Origin of the sequence: Amycolatopsis umgeniensis (assembly GCF_014205155.1) — a bacterium.
GTDB lineage: Bacteria > Actinomycetota > Actinomycetes > Mycobacteriales > Pseudonocardiaceae > Amycolatopsis > Amycolatopsis umgeniensis.
The window spans coordinates 5438864-5454894 of record NZ_JACHMX010000001.1; the positions used below are offsets into that span (position 1 = coordinate 5438864).

21 protein-coding genes are annotated in these 16031 nt (G+C 69.4%); 9 read left to right on the plus strand and 12 right to left on the minus strand.

The window, feature by feature from the left end; all coding sequences use genetic code 11:
• Positions 1–28: 28 nt before the first annotated feature.
• The 6 genes from HDA45_RS25870 to HDA45_RS25895 form a co-directional block, all read right to left on the minus strand.
• Positions 29–955, minus strand: a complete 927-nt coding sequence (locus HDA45_RS25870; protein WP_184899497.1) for a sigma-70 family RNA polymerase sigma factor — start codon at positions 953–955, stop codon at positions 29–31.
• Between the two features lie 16 nt (positions 956–971).
• Positions 972–1595 (minus strand): LysE family transporter, encoded by a 624-nt coding sequence (locus tag HDA45_RS25875; RefSeq protein WP_184899499.1) that lies wholly within the window; start codon positions 1593–1595, stop codon positions 972–974.
• A 156-nt stretch (positions 1596–1751) separates the two neighbouring features.
• On the minus strand, positions 1752–2090 hold the full coding sequence (gene trxA, locus HDA45_RS25880) for a thioredoxin (RefSeq protein ID WP_184899501.1): 339 nt from the start codon (positions 2088–2090) through the stop codon (positions 1752–1754).
• A complete protein-coding gene (locus HDA45_RS25885) occupies positions 2090–2485 on the minus strand; it encodes a MerR family transcriptional regulator (RefSeq protein WP_184899503.1) in 396 nt (131 codons plus the stop codon). Before HDA45_RS25885 ends, trxA begins: the two co-directional genes overlap by 1 nt.
• Before the next feature lie 45 nt (positions 2486–2530).
• A complete protein-coding gene (locus HDA45_RS25890; RefSeq protein WP_184899506.1) occupies positions 2531–2926 on the minus strand; it encodes a nitroreductase/quinone reductase family protein in 396 nt (131 codons plus the stop codon).
• A 28-nt stretch (positions 2927–2954) separates the two neighbouring features.
• Positions 2955–3605 (minus strand): methyltransferase domain-containing protein, encoded by a 651-nt coding sequence (locus HDA45_RS25895; protein WP_184899508.1) that lies wholly within the window; start codon positions 3603–3605, stop codon positions 2955–2957.
• Positions 3606–3638: 33 nt separating this feature from the next.
• Between HDA45_RS25895 and HDA45_RS25900 the strand changes: the two genes are divergently transcribed.
• Positions 3639–4481 carry an alpha/beta fold hydrolase gene (locus tag HDA45_RS25900; protein ID WP_184899510.1) on the plus strand — a complete coding sequence of 281 codons (843 nt, stop codon included), beginning with the start codon at positions 3639–3641 and terminating at the stop codon, positions 4479–4481.
• A 60-nt stretch (positions 4482–4541) separates the two neighbouring features.
• Here the strand turns inward: HDA45_RS25900 and HDA45_RS25905 are convergent, their stop codons facing one another.
• Positions 4542–5657 (minus strand): NlpC/P60 family protein, encoded by a 1116-nt coding sequence (locus HDA45_RS25905; RefSeq protein WP_184899512.1) that lies wholly within the window; start codon positions 5655–5657, stop codon positions 4542–4544.
• A gap of 80 nt (positions 5658–5737) precedes the next feature.
• Between HDA45_RS25905 and HDA45_RS25910 the strand changes: the two genes are divergently transcribed.
• From HDA45_RS25910 to HDA45_RS25930, 5 genes are all read left to right on the plus strand, one after another.
• The gene (locus tag HDA45_RS25910) at positions 5738–6562 is read left to right on the plus strand and encodes a biotin--[acetyl-CoA-carboxylase] ligase (protein ID WP_184899515.1); all 825 of its coding nucleotides are present in this window, start codon (positions 5738–5740) and stop codon (positions 6560–6562) included.
• Positions 6563–6660: 98 nt separating this feature from the next.
• Positions 6661–7245 (plus strand): PH domain-containing protein, encoded by a 585-nt coding sequence (locus tag HDA45_RS25915; RefSeq protein ID WP_184899524.1) that lies wholly within the window; start codon positions 6661–6663, stop codon positions 7243–7245.
• Positions 7245–8177, plus strand: a complete 933-nt coding sequence (locus HDA45_RS25920; protein WP_184899527.1) for a hydroxymethylglutaryl-CoA lyase — start codon at positions 7245–7247, stop codon at positions 8175–8177. Before HDA45_RS25915 ends, HDA45_RS25920 begins: the two co-directional genes overlap by 1 nt.
• Before the next feature lie 95 nt (positions 8178–8272).
• A complete protein-coding gene (locus HDA45_RS25925) occupies positions 8273–9082 on the plus strand; it encodes a TNT domain-containing protein (RefSeq protein ID WP_343072149.1) in 810 nt (269 codons plus the stop codon).
• Positions 9079–9354 carry a hypothetical protein gene (locus HDA45_RS25930; protein ID WP_184899529.1) on the plus strand — a complete coding sequence of 92 codons (276 nt, stop codon included), beginning with the start codon at positions 9079–9081 and terminating at the stop codon, positions 9352–9354. The genes HDA45_RS25925 and HDA45_RS25930 overlap by 4 nt, the downstream gene beginning before the upstream one ends.
• A 3-nt stretch (positions 9355–9357) precedes the next feature.
• Here the strand turns inward: HDA45_RS25930 and hisN are convergent, their stop codons facing one another.
• A complete protein-coding gene (hisN, locus tag HDA45_RS25935) occupies positions 9358–10143 on the minus strand; it encodes a histidinol-phosphatase (protein WP_184899531.1) in 786 nt (261 codons plus the stop codon).
• Between the two features lie 42 nt (positions 10144–10185).
• Between hisN and HDA45_RS25940 the strand changes: the two genes are divergently transcribed.
• From HDA45_RS25940 to HDA45_RS25950, 3 genes are all read left to right on the plus strand, one after another.
• On the plus strand, positions 10186–10890 hold the full coding sequence (locus HDA45_RS25940; protein ID WP_184906029.1) for a response regulator transcription factor: 705 nt from the start codon (positions 10186–10188) through the stop codon (positions 10888–10890).
• A 1-nt stretch (position 10891) separates the two neighbouring features.
• Positions 10892–12175: an ATP-binding protein gene (locus tag HDA45_RS25945; protein WP_184899534.1), complete on the plus strand. Its 1284-nt coding sequence runs from the start codon at positions 10892–10894 to the stop codon at positions 12173–12175.
• 63 nt (positions 12176–12238) lie between these two features.
• A complete protein-coding gene (locus HDA45_RS25950) occupies positions 12239–12751 on the plus strand; it encodes a hypothetical protein (RefSeq protein ID WP_343072150.1) in 513 nt (170 codons plus the stop codon).
• Here the strand turns inward: HDA45_RS25950 and HDA45_RS25955 are convergent.
• The 4 genes from HDA45_RS25955 to HDA45_RS25970 form a co-directional block, all read right to left on the minus strand.
• Complete coding sequence (locus HDA45_RS25955) at positions 12729–13142, minus strand: Pvc16 family protein (RefSeq protein ID WP_184899535.1); 414 nt, start codon at positions 13140–13142, stop codon at positions 12729–12731. The two genes, HDA45_RS25950 and HDA45_RS25955, sit on opposite strands and share 23 nt — an antisense overlap.
• Positions 13143–13146: 4 nt before the next feature.
• On the minus strand, positions 13147–13779 hold the full coding sequence (locus HDA45_RS25960) for a helix-turn-helix transcriptional regulator (RefSeq protein ID WP_184899537.1): 633 nt from the start codon (positions 13777–13779) through the stop codon (positions 13147–13149).
• A gap of 130 nt (positions 13780–13909) precedes the next feature.
• Positions 13910–14557, minus strand: a complete 648-nt coding sequence (locus HDA45_RS25965) for a response regulator (RefSeq protein ID WP_184899539.1) — start codon at positions 14555–14557, stop codon at positions 13910–13912.
• A gap of 633 nt (positions 14558–15190) precedes the next feature.
• The gene (locus HDA45_RS25970) at positions 15191–16027 is read right to left on the minus strand and encodes an NAD(P)H-binding protein (RefSeq protein WP_184899541.1); all 837 of its coding nucleotides are present in this window, start codon (positions 16025–16027) and stop codon (positions 15191–15193) included.
• Positions 16028–16031: the final 4 nt, after the last annotated feature.

Sequence of the window (16031 nt, forward strand, 5' to 3'; positions counted from 1 at the left end):
GACCAATGCGGACACCTGCGGTCCTCGATCAGGGAATCTTTCCCGGCAATCCGAACCGGGTCGGATCGGCGGTCAGGAACGACACGACTTCGGCGATCTTCGTGCCGTGCAGCGTGACGAGGTCGAGCCCGCCGGGGATGTAGGCGTTCTCGGTGTCGTCCCACAGGTAGGTGCCGAACGCGAGTTGCCCGTTCGCGCGCGCCGGGAGCAACCGCCACTCCCTGGTCAGCGGGCCGTCGCGCAGAAACGCGCGGATGGCGTCGTGTCCCTGATACCACTCGGGCAGCGGCGGCATGCTGTACCTGGCGTCTTCGGTGAGCATCGCGACGATGGCGTCGACGTCCCGGCTCTCCCAAGCCGCGACGTATCTGCCCGCCACTTCGCGAACGTCGCCGATCGGCGCCGTCTCCCCGGGAAGCCGCACGACCTTGCGGGCGCGTTGCAGCGCGCTGTTGACCGACGCGACCGTGGTCTCCAGCTGGTCGGCGACCTCTTGCGCGGAGAACTGCAGCACCTCGCGAAGCACGAGCACCGCCCGCTGCGACGCGGACAGGCGCTGCAACGCCGCGACGAAGGCCAGCTCGATGTTCTCGCGGATCAGGAACCCGGCTTCGGGCCCCTGATCCGGATACGGCTCGAGCCAGACGCGTTCGGTTCCCGGCGCGTCCGGACCCAGGTCGGTGGGCAGCTCGCGACGACCTCGGCGCTCGATCGCGGTCAGGCACCGGTTCGTGGCGATCTTGTAGAGCCACGGCCGGATCGAGCCGCGGCCGTCGAAGCGTCCGAGACTCGTCCAGGCGCGGACGAGCGTTTCCTGCAGCGCGTCGTCCGCGTCGTGCACCGAACCGAGCATGCGGTAACAGTGCGCGTGCACCTCACCGCGGAACGGGGCGACCAGCCGCCCGAAAGCGGCCGAGTCGCCCGCCTGCGCGGTCTCGAGCAGTGTCTCCGCCATCGCCTCGCCTCCAGGCTCACCACAGTAGGCGGATTCCGAGCACGGTGATCAGCGCGCTGGAGGCGAGCGCGGTGACCAGTCGTCCGCGACGCCCGGTCAACGCCTTGCCGAGTACCGCGCCGCCACCCGCGAGGAACAGTTGCCAGCTGGCCGAAGCCGCGAACGCCGCGAGCACGAACACCACGTGCTCCGCTCCGGTCGCCACGGCCATGTCCTCGCTGCCGAGGACGAGCGCCGCGAAATAGACCACCGTCGTCGGGTTCAGCAGCGTGATCCCGAGCAGGCTCACGTAGGCCTTCAGCGGTCCGATCACGACCGGCTGGCTCACTTCGGCCTTCGCCCAGGCGCGGAAATCCCGGACCCCGGTGAATCCGATGTGGACGGCCAGCCCGAGCAGCACCACCACCGAAACCCACCGCAGCGGTTCGGCGATCGGTTGGATGACCGGGATGAGCTTGCTGCCGCCGAGCACTGCGACCAGGGCATAGAGGCCGTCGGCCGTCGCGACGCCCAAGGCGGCGTACGCGCCGATCTTGAGCCCCGACCTCGCCGTCAGCACCACCAGATAGGTCGCGACCGCGCCCACCGGGATGGCGATGCCATACCCGGCGAGCAGGCCCGCGACGAGCGCGGCGCTCACGGTCGGACTGGTGTCGGCCTCCGACCGGTCCCGGCCTGCTGCTGCACCCGCACCCGTCGGTGGACGGAGGGTTTCGGCAGGAAGGCGCGGGTCGAAGTCATGTGCAGAAGGATGCGAACGGACGGCCCCGCGCGCAACACAATTAACGAGGCGAGCTCAGACGCCGGTCGTCTGCAGAACGGCGTCCAGGTCGGCCAGCAGCCGCGCTTTCGGCCGGGCGCCGACGGTCGTCCACACTGGACTCCCGTCGCGGAACAGGATCAGCGTCGGCAAGGACATGACCTGATAATTCCGTGCCGTGAGAGGGTTCTCGTCGGAATTCAGCTTGCGGATGATCAGCACGTCGGCGCGCTCTTCGGCGATCTGGGCGAGCACCGGCGTGATCATGTGGCAAGGCGGGCACCATTGCGCCCAGAAGTCCACCAGCACCGGCTTGTCCTGGTCCAGGACGAGTTCTCGGAAGGTTTCGTCGGTGACGACAGAAAGGGATGACATCAGGTCTCCTCGTTTCCCTGGATGACGACGCACGGACCCGGCGGCGTCTTCAACGCGCCCGCCAACTTGGCCAGCAGGCTGTCCCGCGCTTCGTTGAGCCTGGCCAGACAGGCGTCCACCTCGGCGAGTTTGCGTTGGTAGACCTCGATCGAATCGGCGCACGAGTCGCCGCTTTCGTGGCCGGCGCGGAGGCATTCGACGAAAGGCCTGGTGTCTTCGAGGCTGAGCCCGACCGCTTGCAGGGTCAGGATCTCGTTGACCAGACGGTAATCGTCTTCGTCGTACTCCCGGTATCCGTTCGACGCGCGCCGTGCGTCGAGAAGCCCTTGTGACTCATAGAAACGCAGCGCGCGGGTGGTGGTTCCGGTACGCGCGGCGAGTTCGCCGATCCGCATGGTCCCGAGCGTAAACCTTGACCCTGGCGTCAAGGCAAAACCTGTTCAGCCGTCGAGATCGACCCGGATGGTGAGCAGATCCGTGCCGATCGCCTGGACGGCGGCGCTGTTGAACCTGGGCAGGGCCTTCAGCCGGGCGCGGGGGTCGTCGTCCGGGAGCAGCCGCGCCGTGCCGGTGTGCAACTGGCCCTTGAGCCGGAGCCGGACCCGCGGATCGGCCTGGATGTTGCGGACGTAGTGCGACTTCTCGCCGAACTCCGAGACGATCCAGAACTCGCGGCCCACCCGGCGCCCACCGATCGGCGTCTGCCGGGGCACCCCGGACTTGCGTCCCGTGGTCTCGAGGATCGGCTGGTTCGGCAGCCGGACGAGGAGCGGGTTGCCCACGTGCCGCTGGAACGTCGTGGCCACCCGGTGCTTGATCTCGTGAAAGCGCGACATGTGGCTCCTGAAGTTCGAAGAGGGGGTTCTAGGTCAAGGTTGCCCGACGCATCAGCAGGCTGCATCGCTCACTGGGGTGTTCGACGCCGTCGTGCGGTCCGCGATCGAGCCGGGCGACGAGTTCGAGCCCCGCGGAGCGTGACGCCGCGATCTCGGCGTCCGGATCGAGGAAGCGGAAACTCAGCTCGACGTCGCGATCCCACCACGTGGCGAGGGTCTTCACCCCTCCGGCGGGGAAGTCGGGATCGCTGACGTGGAAGGAGAGCAGGACGTACCCGCCGGGCCGGAGCACCCGGGCGAATTCGCGATGGGCCGCCGCCCGGCGATCGTCGTCGAGGTGGATGGTCGCGTACAGGCAGACGAGTCCGGCCAGGGCTCCGTCGCGTACGGGTAGAGCCGTCATGTCGGCGGCACACGCGGGGAGCGAGGTGCGCCGTCGGACGGCTTCGCACATCGACGTCGAGAGATCCATGCCGACGACCCGCTGCCCACGAGCTGCCAGGTACGCGGCGATCTGCCCGGGCCCGCAGCCGACGTCCGCGACCGTTCCGTCCCGGACCAGCTCGGCGAAGGCACCGAGCAAGGCGCGGTCCAGTGGTTTGTGCCGGAGTTCGTCGCCCAGTTCCTCGGCGTACCGGTCGGCCACCAGGTCGTAGCTCCGGCGCGTCTGATCGGTCACGATCGCCGACGGTACCGTCAGTACCCTCGGCACATGGTGAACGAGTCCGACGTGGACCTGGGGGACGGGACCACACTGCACACGTACGACACGGGCGGGACCGGTCCGGTGGTCTTCTGGCACCACGGGACCCCGAACATCGGCGCTCCGCCGTCACCGTTGTTCCCCGCCGCCGAGCGGCTCGGGCTGAGGTGGGTCTCCTACGACCGGCCCGGCTACGGCGGTTCGTCGCCGCGGCCGGGGCGGGATGTCGCGTCGGCGTCGGCGGATGTCGCGAAGATCGCAGATGCCTTGGACATCGAGAAGTTCGCGGTCTTCGGCCATTCCGGCGGCGGACCGCACGCGTTCGCGTGCGCGGCGCTGATGCCGGAACGGGTGTCGGCGGTGGTCGGCGTCGCGAGCATGGCGCCGTACGGCGGCGACGGTCTGGACTGGTTCGCGGGGATGAGCGCGGCGGGAGTCGGCTCCCTGACGGCGGCCTTGGCCGGACGGGCGGAAAAGGAGGCCTACGAGGCTTCGGCCGAGTACGACCCCGAGATGTTCACCGCGTCGGATCACGCGGCCTTGGCGGGTGACTGGAAGTGGTTCCTGGAGGTCGTCGGTCCCGCGATCGAGGGCGGGCCGGGCGGGTTGATCGCCGACGATCTCGCCTACGTTGCGCCGTGGGGGTTCCAGCCGTCCGATGTCACGGCCCCGGTTCTGCTCCTGCACGGCGGCGCGGACCGGATCGCGCCTTTCGCGCACGGGGAGTGGCTCGGCAAGCAGTGCGCCACGGCCGAGGTGCGCACTTTTCCGGAGGACGGGCACATCTCGGTCCTCCGCCACGGGGAAGCCGCACTGGAATGGGTGGCCGACCACCTGCCTCGCCAGGGGTAAGAGGGCCCGCGCGAGTGTCGACCTAGACAGTCCGCACATCCGTCGCCCACTCACGAGCCATCAGGCCGAAGGCCGCCCAGCACCGGTGTAGTCGTCGCCCTTCGAGTGATACGTGTGGATCTGGATCGCCTGGCCCTCGGTGGGCGCGTTGATCATCAGGCCGTTCCCGAGGTACAGGCCGACGTGGTGGATCCGCGTCGCCGGGTTCCCGTAGAACACGAGATCGCCGAGCTTCGGCTCACCCGGCACCTGCGGCAGCGACCGGAACTGGCTGTCCGCGGTCCGCGGGAGCCCGACACCGGCTTCGTCGTAGGACGCCTTGGTGAGCCCGGAGCAGTCGAAGCCCGCCGCGCCCGCTTCCGGCCCGTTGCCGCCCCACACGTACGGGAGCCCGAGCTGGCCGAGGGCGAACCTGGTCGCCTTCACCGCGGGGCTGGATCCTCGCGCCGGGTCGAGGGACAGGGTCGCGTACAGCTGGGCGTTGCCGAGGACGCGCTGGCGGAACAGCTCGGCCTCGTTGCCCTTGCCGCCCTGATAACCGGCGATCGCCTTCCACCAGCCGTTGCCGCCGCCGAGGTCGACTCCGGAGGCGCACAGCGCGCGACCGGCGGCGACCGAGGCGGAGTCGGGGTCGGCGAGCGCGGGCTTCGCGATGCCGGGGATCGACGTGCCGTGCTTCTTCCACTGCTGTGCCGAGAGGCCGAGCGGGTTGTCGCCGCCGCGTCCGTGGTTCGAGCTCGCCGCGCCGACCCCGGCCAGGGTGACCCAGGAGAGGTGGCAGTTCGGCTGCTCGCCGCGCAGGGCCAGCTCGCCGTTCGCGTAGCCGATCAGCGCTTTCGCCGGGATGTCGAGCGGTCCCGCGAGTTTGGTGGCCCACTCTTCGAGCGGCCGGGCGTCCTTTGGCGTTTCCTGGGCCTTGACCGGTGCGCTGACTTCGAGGACCGACGGACCCGCGCCGCCGCCGACGGTGGCCGGATCCTGGTTGGCGGCGGGGACGGGGACCTGCGCGATCCCGTCGGCGGGCGCCGGATCGTTGCCGCCCGCGAGCAGCCAGCCCGCCGTCGCGAGCCCCGCGACCAGCGGGAGGGCGACCAGGCTTCGCATCGCCACACCATGCGCCCAGGACTTCTTCGGGCTGGTTTCAGGCGCGCTCGGGGCGGACTCGGGCTCGGTCACGCCGTCCAGGTTATTGGAGACCACCTCTGCGTAACGAGCGAACGCCTTGCACGTTAGGGGGACTCTCATATTCTGGGCAGATGAGTGAGACGGGAGCGCTCGACGCCGAGCGTCTGAGTGCCGCGCTGTCCGGCCGGTACGCCGCGATCCAGGTCGTGGCGAGCACCGGGTCCACCAACGCTGACCTGCGGGAAGCCGCCACGAAGGGGGCTGAAGACCGCACCGTGCTGATCGCCGAAGAGCAGACGGCCGGGGTCGGCCGCCGCGCCCGGCAGTGGTCCTCGCCGAAAGGCTCGGGCCTCTACGTCAGCGTCTTGCTGCGTCCGCGCGACGTCCCGTTCGCCAATTTGGGTTCACTTTCCGTGGTCGCGGGCCTCGCGGTCCGGGAGGTCGCCGCGAGCTTGGGTGTCGACGCCGTCCTCAAGTGGCCGAACGACGTCCTGGCCGGGCCGGATCGCGCCAAATGCGCGGGCATCCTGGCGGAGGCCGCCGCCGGTGAAGAGACCAGCGTGGTCCTCGGCATCGGCCTGAACGTGCTGCCGCTCGGCGAGAACGTCCCCGCCGGTCCCGGCGGCCTGCCCGCGACTTCCCTGGCCGAGCAGGGGGCGGACGAGACCGATCGCGCCGAGATCGCCGCGCGGCTGCTCACCGGTTTCGACGACCTCGAGCGCCGCTGGCGGCTCGCCGGCGGGTCGCTGGCCGAGGCGGGGTTGCTCGGGGACTACCGGCGGCATTGCGCCACGCTGGGACAGGACGTCGAGGTCCAGCTGCCCGACGGTTCGGCGCTGACCGGCCGCGCCGCCGACATCGATCCCGCCGGCCAACTCCAGGTCGACGTTCCCGGTGGTGAGCGGTACACGGTGTTCGCCGGAGACGTCGTCCACGTGCGGCCCGCCGGGTCCTGATCGAGTGTGCCGTGAAATGCGGCGTCTCCTCTTCCGCCGGGACCGTTCGCCGGTACGGTGAGCTCACCAGCGCCGAACACACTTTGGGAGCGTCCGTCGTGGCCTATCCGGACGATTTGCTCAGCGAAAACGAGCACGTCGTGGTGCACAGTCACCCGCATTTCAAGATGCTGATCTTCCCCTTCCTCGCGCTGATCGTCACGCTCGGCGTGGGCATCTGGCTGGGCATCCTGGCGAAGGACGCGACAGCCCCGTGGGACCTGATCTCGCTGATCGCGGTCGGCGCGGTCGGCCTGGGTCTCGTCGTCTGGCTCTTCCTGGCGCCGTTCGTCCGCTGGCGCACGACGCACTTCATCGTGACCACGGACAGGCTGATCGCCCGCGAGGGCGTGCTCAAGCGGACCGGGATCGACATCCCGCTGTCGCGGATCAACAGCGTGCAGTTCGAGCACGGGCTCCTGGACCGCGTGTTCGGCTGCGGCACCCTGGTGATCGAGTCCGCGTCGGACGAACCGCTGAAGTTCGACGACATCCCCAAGGTCGAGCGCGTGCACACGGTCATCTACCGCGAAGTCAACGACAACCCGTATGACGACTTCGCGCCGCCCGCCCCGGGGGCGCCGCAGCAGACCGAGCCGCTTCCACCACAGGGGCACCCGCCGCGCGGAAACCGGCGCCGTTGATGGGCACGCGAGAGCTGGGGCTGCCCGATCGCGTCCCGTCCGCCGCCGCGCTGCCGGAGCGCGTGACGATCTGGGAGGTCGGCCCGCGGGACGGTCTGCAGAACGAGAAGTCGATCGTTCCGGTCGGGGTGAAGCTCGAATTCCTGGACAAACTCGCCGATGCCGGGCTGACCACGCTCGAAGCGACCAGTTTCGTGAGCCCCAAATGGGTGCCGCAGCTGGCCGACGCCGAGCAGCTCCTGGCCGGGCTCGAAAAGCGTGAAGGCGTCCGGTACCCGGTGCTCGTCCCGAACGAGCGCGGGCTGGACAGGGCGCTGGAGGCCGGGGTCTCGCATATCGCGATCTTCGCCAGCGCCACCGAGACCTTCGCCAAGAAGAACCTCAACTCGACGGTGGACGACCAGTTCGCGATGTTCGAACCCGTCGTGACCCGGGCGCGGGCCGAAGGTCTCGACGTCCGCGGGTACGTGTCGATGTGTTTCGGCGACCCGTGGGAGGGCGCCGTTCCGGCCACTCAGGTCGCCGGGGTGGGCAAACGGCTCCTGGACCTGGGCTGTTCGCAGCTTTCGCTCGGGGACACGATCGGCGTCGCCACCGCCGGCCAGGTCGAGGCACTGATCGGGCAGTTCTCCGACGTCGGCACCCTGGCCGTCCATTTCCACGACACGTACGGCCAGGCGCTCGCGAACACCTTGGCCGCCCTTCGCTGCGGTGTGTCCACTGTGGACTCGTCCGCCGGCGGGCTGGGCGGCTGCCCGTACGCCGAATCGGCCACCGGGAACCTCGCGACCGAGGATCTGGTCTGGATGCTCGACGGTCTCGGCGTCGAGACCGGTGTCGATCTCGACGCGCTGGTGGCGACGAGCAAGTGGATGGCGGGCAAGCTCGGCAGGCCGAGTCCGTCCCGGGTGGTCAACGCACTCGCGGGTTAGCACCGACGGGAACACCGGTCGGCGCTAAGGTCGTAGCGCGTCCTGTCCGCTGCCTCCCCCTTCACGGTGGGATCGATTCCTTGGGGGGAGGTGCGGTGACCGATCCGAGCGAGGCCGGAACGGGCCCGATCCGGGTGCCTGTCCAGTACGACCCCCCGACCACACCTCACGGTGTGCGCGCTCCGTACGCGCCTTCGCCGTGGCCGCCCGCGGTGGCACCGTTGCGAGTGCCCTTGCCACCGCCGCCCGTCGCCCCGCCGCCCATGGGCGCCTTGCGGACCGAACGCGAGAGCGTGATCGCGCTGTTTCTCGTGCACATGTTCCCCATCGGGCATCTCCCGGTGGCCATGGGCAAACCCGCGCGCCAGTTGCCGCTCCCCGGCGGCGGTTCCGGTCCGCAGGATCACCCCGAGGCGGACGTGCTGGACGATCTGGACGCGTTGTCGCACGTCAGTAGCGGGTTCCGGCGAGCCCCGACGACCCCGTCGGTCGTTCCCCCGCCGGAATTGACCAGGGGGCACGACCCGTGGGGCGGGGAGTCCCAAGAGGACTGGCGAGAGCGTTTCGTGGGCGAAACGAGCTATGTGTGGCCTCCCGGCGAGGGCGGGATCGACGCGGCGACACCGGTGATGCTCGAGGTGGGTACCCACCTCGACCGCTTCGGGGACCAGCACGGCCGGGTGTTCGCCGAAGACGCGACCTTGTATTCGATGCGCTCGGCACCGCCGGACCAGGTCGCCGCGTACCGGCGTTACCGCGTCGTCCGGCCGTTGCCGGTCTGGCGTTCGGTGACCGCCGAGTGGTTCGGCCAGCCCGGCGGCGGAGTGCGCTTCCGCGCGGTGCTGGGCGCCGATGAACTCGTCACGCTGGGCTTCCTGGCGGACGTCACGGGGGAGGTTCGGTGAACACGGGGACGATCCTGCGGTGGCTGGCCGCGCTGGGCGTGCCGCCCGAGGTGGTCTCGGTCGGCGCGGAAACGGACAACGCCTGGTGCCTCATGCGCACCGAGGAGGAAGACGCCGAGCCCGCCTGGGAAGTGTTCTGGCGTGAGCAGGGCAACCGGTACGACTGGGCACGGTTCACCAGCGAACAGGTCGCCTGCCACTACCTCTTCGGACGGCTTGCCTGGTCGCAGGTCGCCCGCGGCGCCGTCGGCCTCCTGCCCGGCGCGCAGTGAGCTTCAGCGCTTCAGGATGGCCAAAGCCTCGTCGTGGAGGAGGCCGTTCGTCGACAGGGCCGAGCCGTTGTCGTAGCGCGCTTCCCCGTTCAGATCGCTGAACCGGCCACCGGCTTCGGTGACCAGGACCTGGGCCGCGGCGACGTCCCAAGGGTTCACGATGCATTCGGCGACGATGTCGAGCGCGCCCTCGGCGATCAGGCAGTGCTGCCAGAAATCGCCGAAAGCGCGGCTTTCCCAGCACGCGTCGACGAGGTCGACGTACTTCTCCCGCGAGTGGTACTCCACCCACGAGTTCAGGTCCGTTGTGGACAGATACGCGTCTTCGAGCGACGCGACCTTCGACACCGCGAGGCGACGTTCGCCCGCGGAGTCGCTCATCCAGGCGCCGTCCCCGGTGGCCGCCCACCAGCGGCGGCCGAGCAGCGGCGCGCTGATCAGGCCCACCACGGGCGTGCCGTCTTCGACCAGCGCGATCAGCGTCGCCCAGACCGGGACGCCGCGCAGGAAGTTCTTGGTCCCGTCGATCGGGTCGAGCACCCAGGCGCGGCCGGTCGCGGCTGAACCGCCGCGTTCCTCGCCGAGTACCTCGTCGTCCGGGCGTTCTGTGGCGAGGATCGCACGGATCGCGTCTTCGACCGCGGTGTCCGCGTCGGTGACCGGAGTCCGGTCCGGTTTGCGTTCCACGGCCAGGTCCAGCGCGCGGAACCGGGCGGTGGTGATGGCGTCGGCGGCGTCGGCCAGCCGGGTGGCGAGTTCCAGATCATTCTCGTAGCCAGGCACGGTCACGATGCTTTCACGCCCGGCAGTCGTAGAGTTGGCCAGGTGAGCATGGTGCTACTCGCCGAGGACGACCCGGCCATCGCCGATCCCCTTTCGCGCGCTCTTCAGCGGGAGGGGTACGAGGTGCGTGTCGTCGGTGACGGCCCGGCCGCGCTCGACGCGACCGAAAGCGATCGCGTCGATCTCCTGGTCCTCGATCTCGGGCTGCCCGGGATGGACGGCCTCGAGGTGTGCCGGCGCCTGCGCGCCAGCGGGACCGAGGTGCCCGTGCTGATGCTCACCGCGCGCACCGACGAGGTCGACTTCGTGGTCGGGCTCGACGCCGGCGCCGACGACTACGTCGCCAAACCGTTCCGGCTCGCCGAACTGCTGGCCCGTATCCGGGCGCTGCTGCGGCGCCGGGCTCCCGAGGTGCTCGAAGCCGGGGGAGTGCGGATGGACCTCGGCGCCCGGATGGTCACCGTGGACCTGCACGAGGTGCAGCTGGCGAACAAGGAGTTCGAGCTGCTGCGCGTGCTGATGAGCCGCGCCGGTCAGGTGGTCAGCCGCGACGAAATCCTCGCCGAGGTGTGGAACGACCTCGAATCGAAGACCTCGAAGACCCTCGACATGCACATGTCGTGGCTGCGCCGGAAGCTCAGCATCGCCGCCGACGAAGCGGCGGGCAGGGCGGGCAAACCCGGCGGGAACGGCGACGGGGAACGGCGCATCGCGACCGTCCGCGGCGTCGGCTTCCGCTTCAACGCGGAATAGCATGCGCCGTCGCATCCTCCTGGCGATCCTGCTCGCCGTCGCGGTCACCGCGGCGGTGCTGGGCATCCCGCTCGGGATCACCGCCTGGCAGCTGGTCGAGAACCTCAACCGCGAGAACCTGGCTTCCTCGGCGCGCGGGATCGCGGCGACGCTGGACAACGAGATCGCCGTCGGCCAGCCGATCAACCTCGATCTGGTCCGGGTGGCCGTCCCGCAGGGCGGATTGCTGACGGTCCGCGCGCAGGGACAGATCGAGAAGCGGTACGGCAGCGACCCCGGCTCCGACGTCGTGTCCGAACGGGCGCCGATCGCGTTGCACGGCGAGGTCGAGCTGGCCATGCCCGCCGGGCCGATGCGCACCCGCCAGACCCAGGTGACGCTGCTCGTGGTGCTGCTGGTCGTACTGTCGGTGGGCACCGGCACGGTGGTCGCGACCGTGACCGCGCGACGGCTCGCGAAACCGCTGAGACACGTGGCCGATCGCGCGGTCAAACTCGGCGGCGGCGATTTCCGGCCGGATCCGAAGCGCTACGGCGTCGGCGAGCTCGACATGGTCGCCGAAGCGCTCGACGCGTCCGGCTCGGCGCTGGCGCAGCTCGTCCAGCGGGAACGTCAGCTCGTCGGCGATGTCTCCCACCAGCTGCGGAGCCGGTTGACCGCGTTGCAGCTGCGGCTCGAACCGCTCACGGTCCATCCCGATCAGGACGTCGTCGACGAGGCGAAGGCCGCGCAGGAACAGGCGGACCGGCTGGCGGAGGCTCTCGACGAGCTACTGGCCGCCGCGCGGGCGGCGCGCGAGGTCGGCGCGGAACCGGTGAATCTGCCCGAGGTGCTCCCCGCGGTTTCCGAGGAATGGCGACAGCTGCTTCGCGCCGAAGGCAGGCATCTGCGGCTTCGCGTCACCGATGGACTGAGGGTGCGGGCGACGCCGGGCCGGTTGCGCGAGGTCGTCAACGTCCTGCTCGACAACGCGTTGCGCCACGGCGCGGGAACGGTCACGCTCGCGGCGCGGCGCGGCGACACGGACGGCACCGTGGTCATCGAAGTCGCCGACACCGGTTCGGGGGTGCCCGAGGAGTTGGCGCCGCACATCTTCGAACGCGGGTTCTCCGGCGGCGGGTCGACCGGCGTCGGGCTCGCTCTCGCCCGTGCGCTCATCGAGGCCGACGGCGGACGGCTGGAGTTGTCGAGCAAACAGCCCGCGGTGTTCAGCCTCTTCCTGAAGGTCCCTCGGCCGGGCGATGTGGCCGAGGTGCGGTGGCCTGCCGAACGGGTCCCTCGGTAAGACCACCCGAAGGACCTCCCGTTCGGGCAGGGCGGCGGGAGCGCGCCGACCTACCGTCGGGGGGTGCATGCGACGGCGTTCCGGTACCGCCCACCGGTGAGTCCGGTGGCCGCGGCGACCGTGGAGATCGGCAAGGTGGCGATTTCCCTGCGGTTGTCCTTCGACGGGGCCCTGTACGCGTGCCGCCGTCCGCCCGGCGTGGTGGAGCGGATGGAGGCCGAGGCCCTGGACCTGCTCTCGAAGGGGCTGTTCGTCAGCGGGATCGACACGCCGGTCGCGACCGTCACCGGAGAGGCGGGACACCGGTTCGTCCAGGAGAGCGCCGTGTTCGAACCACCGGACGGCTGGCTCTACCGGGGTATGTGCGGGGTCGGAGCCCGCCGGAACGGGCTGAGCTTGACCGGCATCGTCGGTTATCGCCTCGAAGTCCGCGCGAGGTGGGCGAGGCGGGCAGGCGACTGCGGTCCGCCGGAGACCGCCGCCGAATGGTGCGAGCTCTTCGGCGGGCAGCTGGCCTCCATCGGAGGGGTGGTCCTGCGGCGGGCTTCGGTACTCAGTCTCGGTACTCCGCCGTGACCGTGACGACGAACGCCGCGCGAGCGGGCAGGCCGAGGCTGACCCACAGCCCGGTCGGATCGGTCTTCCCGAGGGTCAGCCGTAGCGGCTGTTCGTCGACCATCAGGAATTCGGTGCCGAGCAGCACCCGCAGCGATCGGTCGAGCAGGTTGTGCTCGTCACGGACCTTGTCCGCCCGTGCGGTGACCAGGTACGACAGCTCGCAGCGCTTCGCCCGCACGGCGCCGGTTCCCGGACCGGCGCCGTGCAGGGCGAAGAGGAACAGATCGACGCTCGACACCTGTGTTTCGGTCTGCCAGGTGGGTTTCGGCGGATCGAGCCGGACCACCGTCCCCTCCGGCAGATGAGGTGCGATGAGCAGGCACAAGGCCTCGTCGACCTGAGTGATCACGGTGTCAGATCAATCCCTCGCGCAGTGCGTAAGCCACCGCGTGCGAACGGTTCCGGAGCTGGAACCGGTTGGTCACGTCGTGCAGGATGCTCTTCACCGTGCGCTGCGAATAGCAGAGCTGGTCGGCGATTTCCTGCGTCGAGAACCCCGACGCGACCAGTTTGAGCACCTCGGTTTCGCGGCTGCTCATGCCACCGAAGTGCAGGCCACGCGGCTGCAGGACCTGACGCTGCAACCGGGAGACCCGGTGCAGCAACCTGCCGAGCAGATCGGGCGGGAGCGCCCCTTCACCTGCGGCGGCCGCCTTGATCAGCCGGACCAGGACGTCGGCGCCTGCCTCCGAACGGCGGGCGACCGCGCAGACGCCGTGCTCGATGGCGCTCAGGATCTCGTTGTCGTCGACTTCACCCGCGATGAGCACGATGCGGGTGAACCCCTGGTGGTGCAGTGCGGACAGCATCTGAGTCATCGCCTCGTCGAGGCGGTCGGTGACCAGGAGGGCCACCATGGTCGGGTCGGCCGCCTCCCCGTCCACCAGCCAGACGTCGTCACGGGAGCGGAGCGTCATGCAGACGCCGTTGTGCAAAATCGGATCGGTGGCGCGGACGACCACCGGTGTCCTGTTCGGTTCGAACATGTGATTCCCATTCCCCTCGAACGGTGCGAGGGCCCCACCCCTCGCACTACTCACCCTGCCGGGTGAGGTGTCCCGGGCGCATGGGACTCCGGTCCCGACATTGCCCGAAAAGCCGCCCCAAATGAGGTTTTCAACGGCCGAGGCCTGCCTCACGGGCCATGACGATCGCCTCGGCGCGGTCCGCGACGTGGAGTTTGCTGAAGACGTTGGAAATGTGATTCCGCACGGTTTTCGGGCTGAGACACAGAGTGCTGGCGATGGCGGTGTTGCTGTGACCGCCGGCGATGAGCGAAAGGACCTCTCGTTCGCGGACGGTCAGTTCCGGGAACACCGTGTCCGTGCTCGGCTGAGTGTGGTTGAAGAAGCCGAGAACCCGTGTCGCGATATCGGGCCCGAAGATCGCCTCGCGCCTCGCGACGGCGTGAACGGCACGGATGATTTCGTCGGGTTCCGCGTCTTTCAGCAGATAACCGCGGGCTCCGGCGCGCATCGCGGAGAAAACGGATTCGCTTTCGTCCGCCATCGTCAACATGAGCACTCCGACGTCGGGCCGTTCGGCGACGATGTGCCGGGTCGCTTCGGCGCCGCTGACGTCGGGCAAATGCAGATCCATGACGACGACGTCGGGCCCGAGGGCGCTCGCCGCGCTGATCGCGTGCGCCCCGCTCGCGGCTTCGCCGACCACGTCGATCTCCGGTTCGTTGGCGAGGAGTGTGCACACCCCGAACCGGAACAGTGGATGGTCGTCGACCACGAGCACGCGAAGACGTTCGTTCATACGGTCTCCCCCTGTCTCCCCGCGCGGCACGTTAGCGAGAGGGCCGGTCGCGGACAACGCGTGGTCCGGACAGCGGACCGGCGAGAATTAAACGCCTGATGAGTGTCGCGTATCGAGGAGGCACGCCCAAGTCATTAACCCTTTCGGACCAGACGGGGAAGCAAGGGACCTTTGCTATCGCCTCCCCGTCACGGCGGTCCGGTGGCAGGCAACTCGAGTGGGGAAGATTTGGGACGTTGAACGTCCCAAATCTTCCCCACTCGACCGCGCCGGCATCCAGCACCAGGGATGAGGGGACGCTCAGTGCCCGGATCCCTAAGCGACGAGACCGAGCGTGAAGGATTTGGGACGTTGAGTGTCCCAAATCCTTCACGCTCGACCGCCGGCCACGCCGGTGGGCACGCAAACACGAGTCCCTCAAGGGGGCCTTCACGGACTTGGGCTGAGCGGTGGATCGCCCCAGGTCCCACAGAAACCCCACCCATCACGGCGACGCCGCGCGAAGGCCCCCTTCCCTCGGCTCAGCCGAGGGAACTCGCCCTTCGCGCCGACGCAAGTACATGAAGGCCCCCTTCACGGAGCTAGGCGCAATGAAGGGGGCCTTCATGTACTTGGCCCCTGCACCGGCCCAGGTCAGGCGAAGGAAGTGGCGTGCTCGCGGGCCCAGTCGGCGAACGTCAGCGGCGCCCGGCCGAGGAGTTCGCGAACGGTGTCGAACACGATCTCCTCGTTCCCGGCGGACTGCCGTTTGAGCTCGAAGATCCCGTCGACCGACGAAGCGGGCCAGCCGAAGCCGAGCATCCGGGCGCGAGCGTCGGCTTCGGGCTCTTCGGCGTAGGTCAGCCGCCGTCCGAGGGCGTCGCCCAGGATCTCGACCTGCCGCCGGGTCGTGAGTGCCTCGCCGCCGGTGATCGGATACGTCCTGCCCGCGTGCCCGTCGGTGATCAGCACGGTCGCGGCGACTTCGGCGATGTCGCGGACGTGCACGAGCGCGGACGCCGGATCGCCTTCGGGGACGCGGATGACCCCGTCGCCTCGTACGGCGTGCAGCCAGGCGAACCGGTTGTCCATGAACGTGCCGGGACGCAGGATCGTCCACTCCGGTCCGGCTTCGCGGACGGCCTGCTCGGCCGCGGCGTGCACCGACGAGACCGGGTCTGTCTGTCCGAAATGGACTCCGGTGGTGGAGAGCTTCACGACGCGCGGGACATCGGCGGCGGCCTTGAGCACGGCCTGTTCCTGGGCGAGCGGGTTCGAGCCGTGTCCTGAGGTCAGGATGAAGACGCTGTCGACGCCGTCGAGCAGTGCGGGATCGAAGGCGTCGAGGTCGCCGGTGACGACTTCGGCACGCGGATCGATCCGGGCGCGGGCGGGGTCGCGTGTCAGAGCACGAACCCGAGCGCCCTTGTCCAGCAGCGAGGGAACGAGTTCGCGGCCGATCTTGCCGGTGGAACCGAGTACGAGGATCATCGGA

What these genes read in the sequence shown, in the direction of transcription:
- HDA45_RS25870 (WP_184899497.1), bottom strand. Translation starts at nt 955, where the DNA reads ATGGCGGAGACACTGCTCGAGACCGCGCAGGCGGGCGACTCGGCCGCT.
- trxA (WP_184899501.1), bottom strand. Translation starts at nt 2,090, where the DNA reads ATGTCATCCCTTTCTGTCGTCACCGACGAAACCTTCCGAGAACTCGTC.
- HDA45_RS25885 (WP_184899503.1), bottom strand. Translation starts at nt 2,485, where the DNA reads ATGCGGATCGGCGAACTCGCCGCGCGTACCGGAACCACCACCCGCGCG.
- HDA45_RS25890 (WP_184899506.1), bottom strand. Translation starts at nt 2,926, where the DNA reads ATGTCGCGCTTTCACGAGATCAAGCACCGGGTGGCCACGACGTTCCAG.
- HDA45_RS25900 (WP_184899510.1), top strand. Translation starts at nt 3,639, where the DNA reads ATGGTGAACGAGTCCGACGTGGACCTGGGGGACGGGACCACACTGCAC.
- HDA45_RS25910 (WP_184899515.1), top strand. Translation starts at nt 5,738, where the DNA reads ATGAGTGAGACGGGAGCGCTCGACGCCGAGCGTCTGAGTGCCGCGCTG.
- HDA45_RS25920 (WP_184899527.1), top strand. Translation starts at nt 7,245, where the DNA reads ATGGGCACGCGAGAGCTGGGGCTGCCCGATCGCGTCCCGTCCGCCGCC.
- HDA45_RS25940 (WP_184906029.1), top strand. Translation starts at nt 10,186, where the DNA reads ATGGTGCTACTCGCCGAGGACGACCCGGCCATCGCCGATCCCCTTTCG.
- HDA45_RS25945 (WP_184899534.1), top strand. Translation starts at nt 10,892, where the DNA reads ATGCGCCGTCGCATCCTCCTGGCGATCCTGCTCGCCGTCGCGGTCACC.
- HDA45_RS25960 (WP_184899537.1), bottom strand. Translation starts at nt 13,779, where the DNA reads ATGTTCGAACCGAACAGGACACCGGTGGTCGTCCGCGCCACCGATCCG.
- HDA45_RS25965 (WP_184899539.1), bottom strand. Translation starts at nt 14,557, where the DNA reads ATGAACGAACGTCTTCGCGTGCTCGTGGTCGACGACCATCCACTGTTC.
- HDA45_RS25970 (WP_184899541.1), bottom strand. Translation starts at nt 16,027, where the DNA reads ATGATCCTCGTACTCGGTTCCACCGGCAAGATCGGCCGCGAACTCGTT.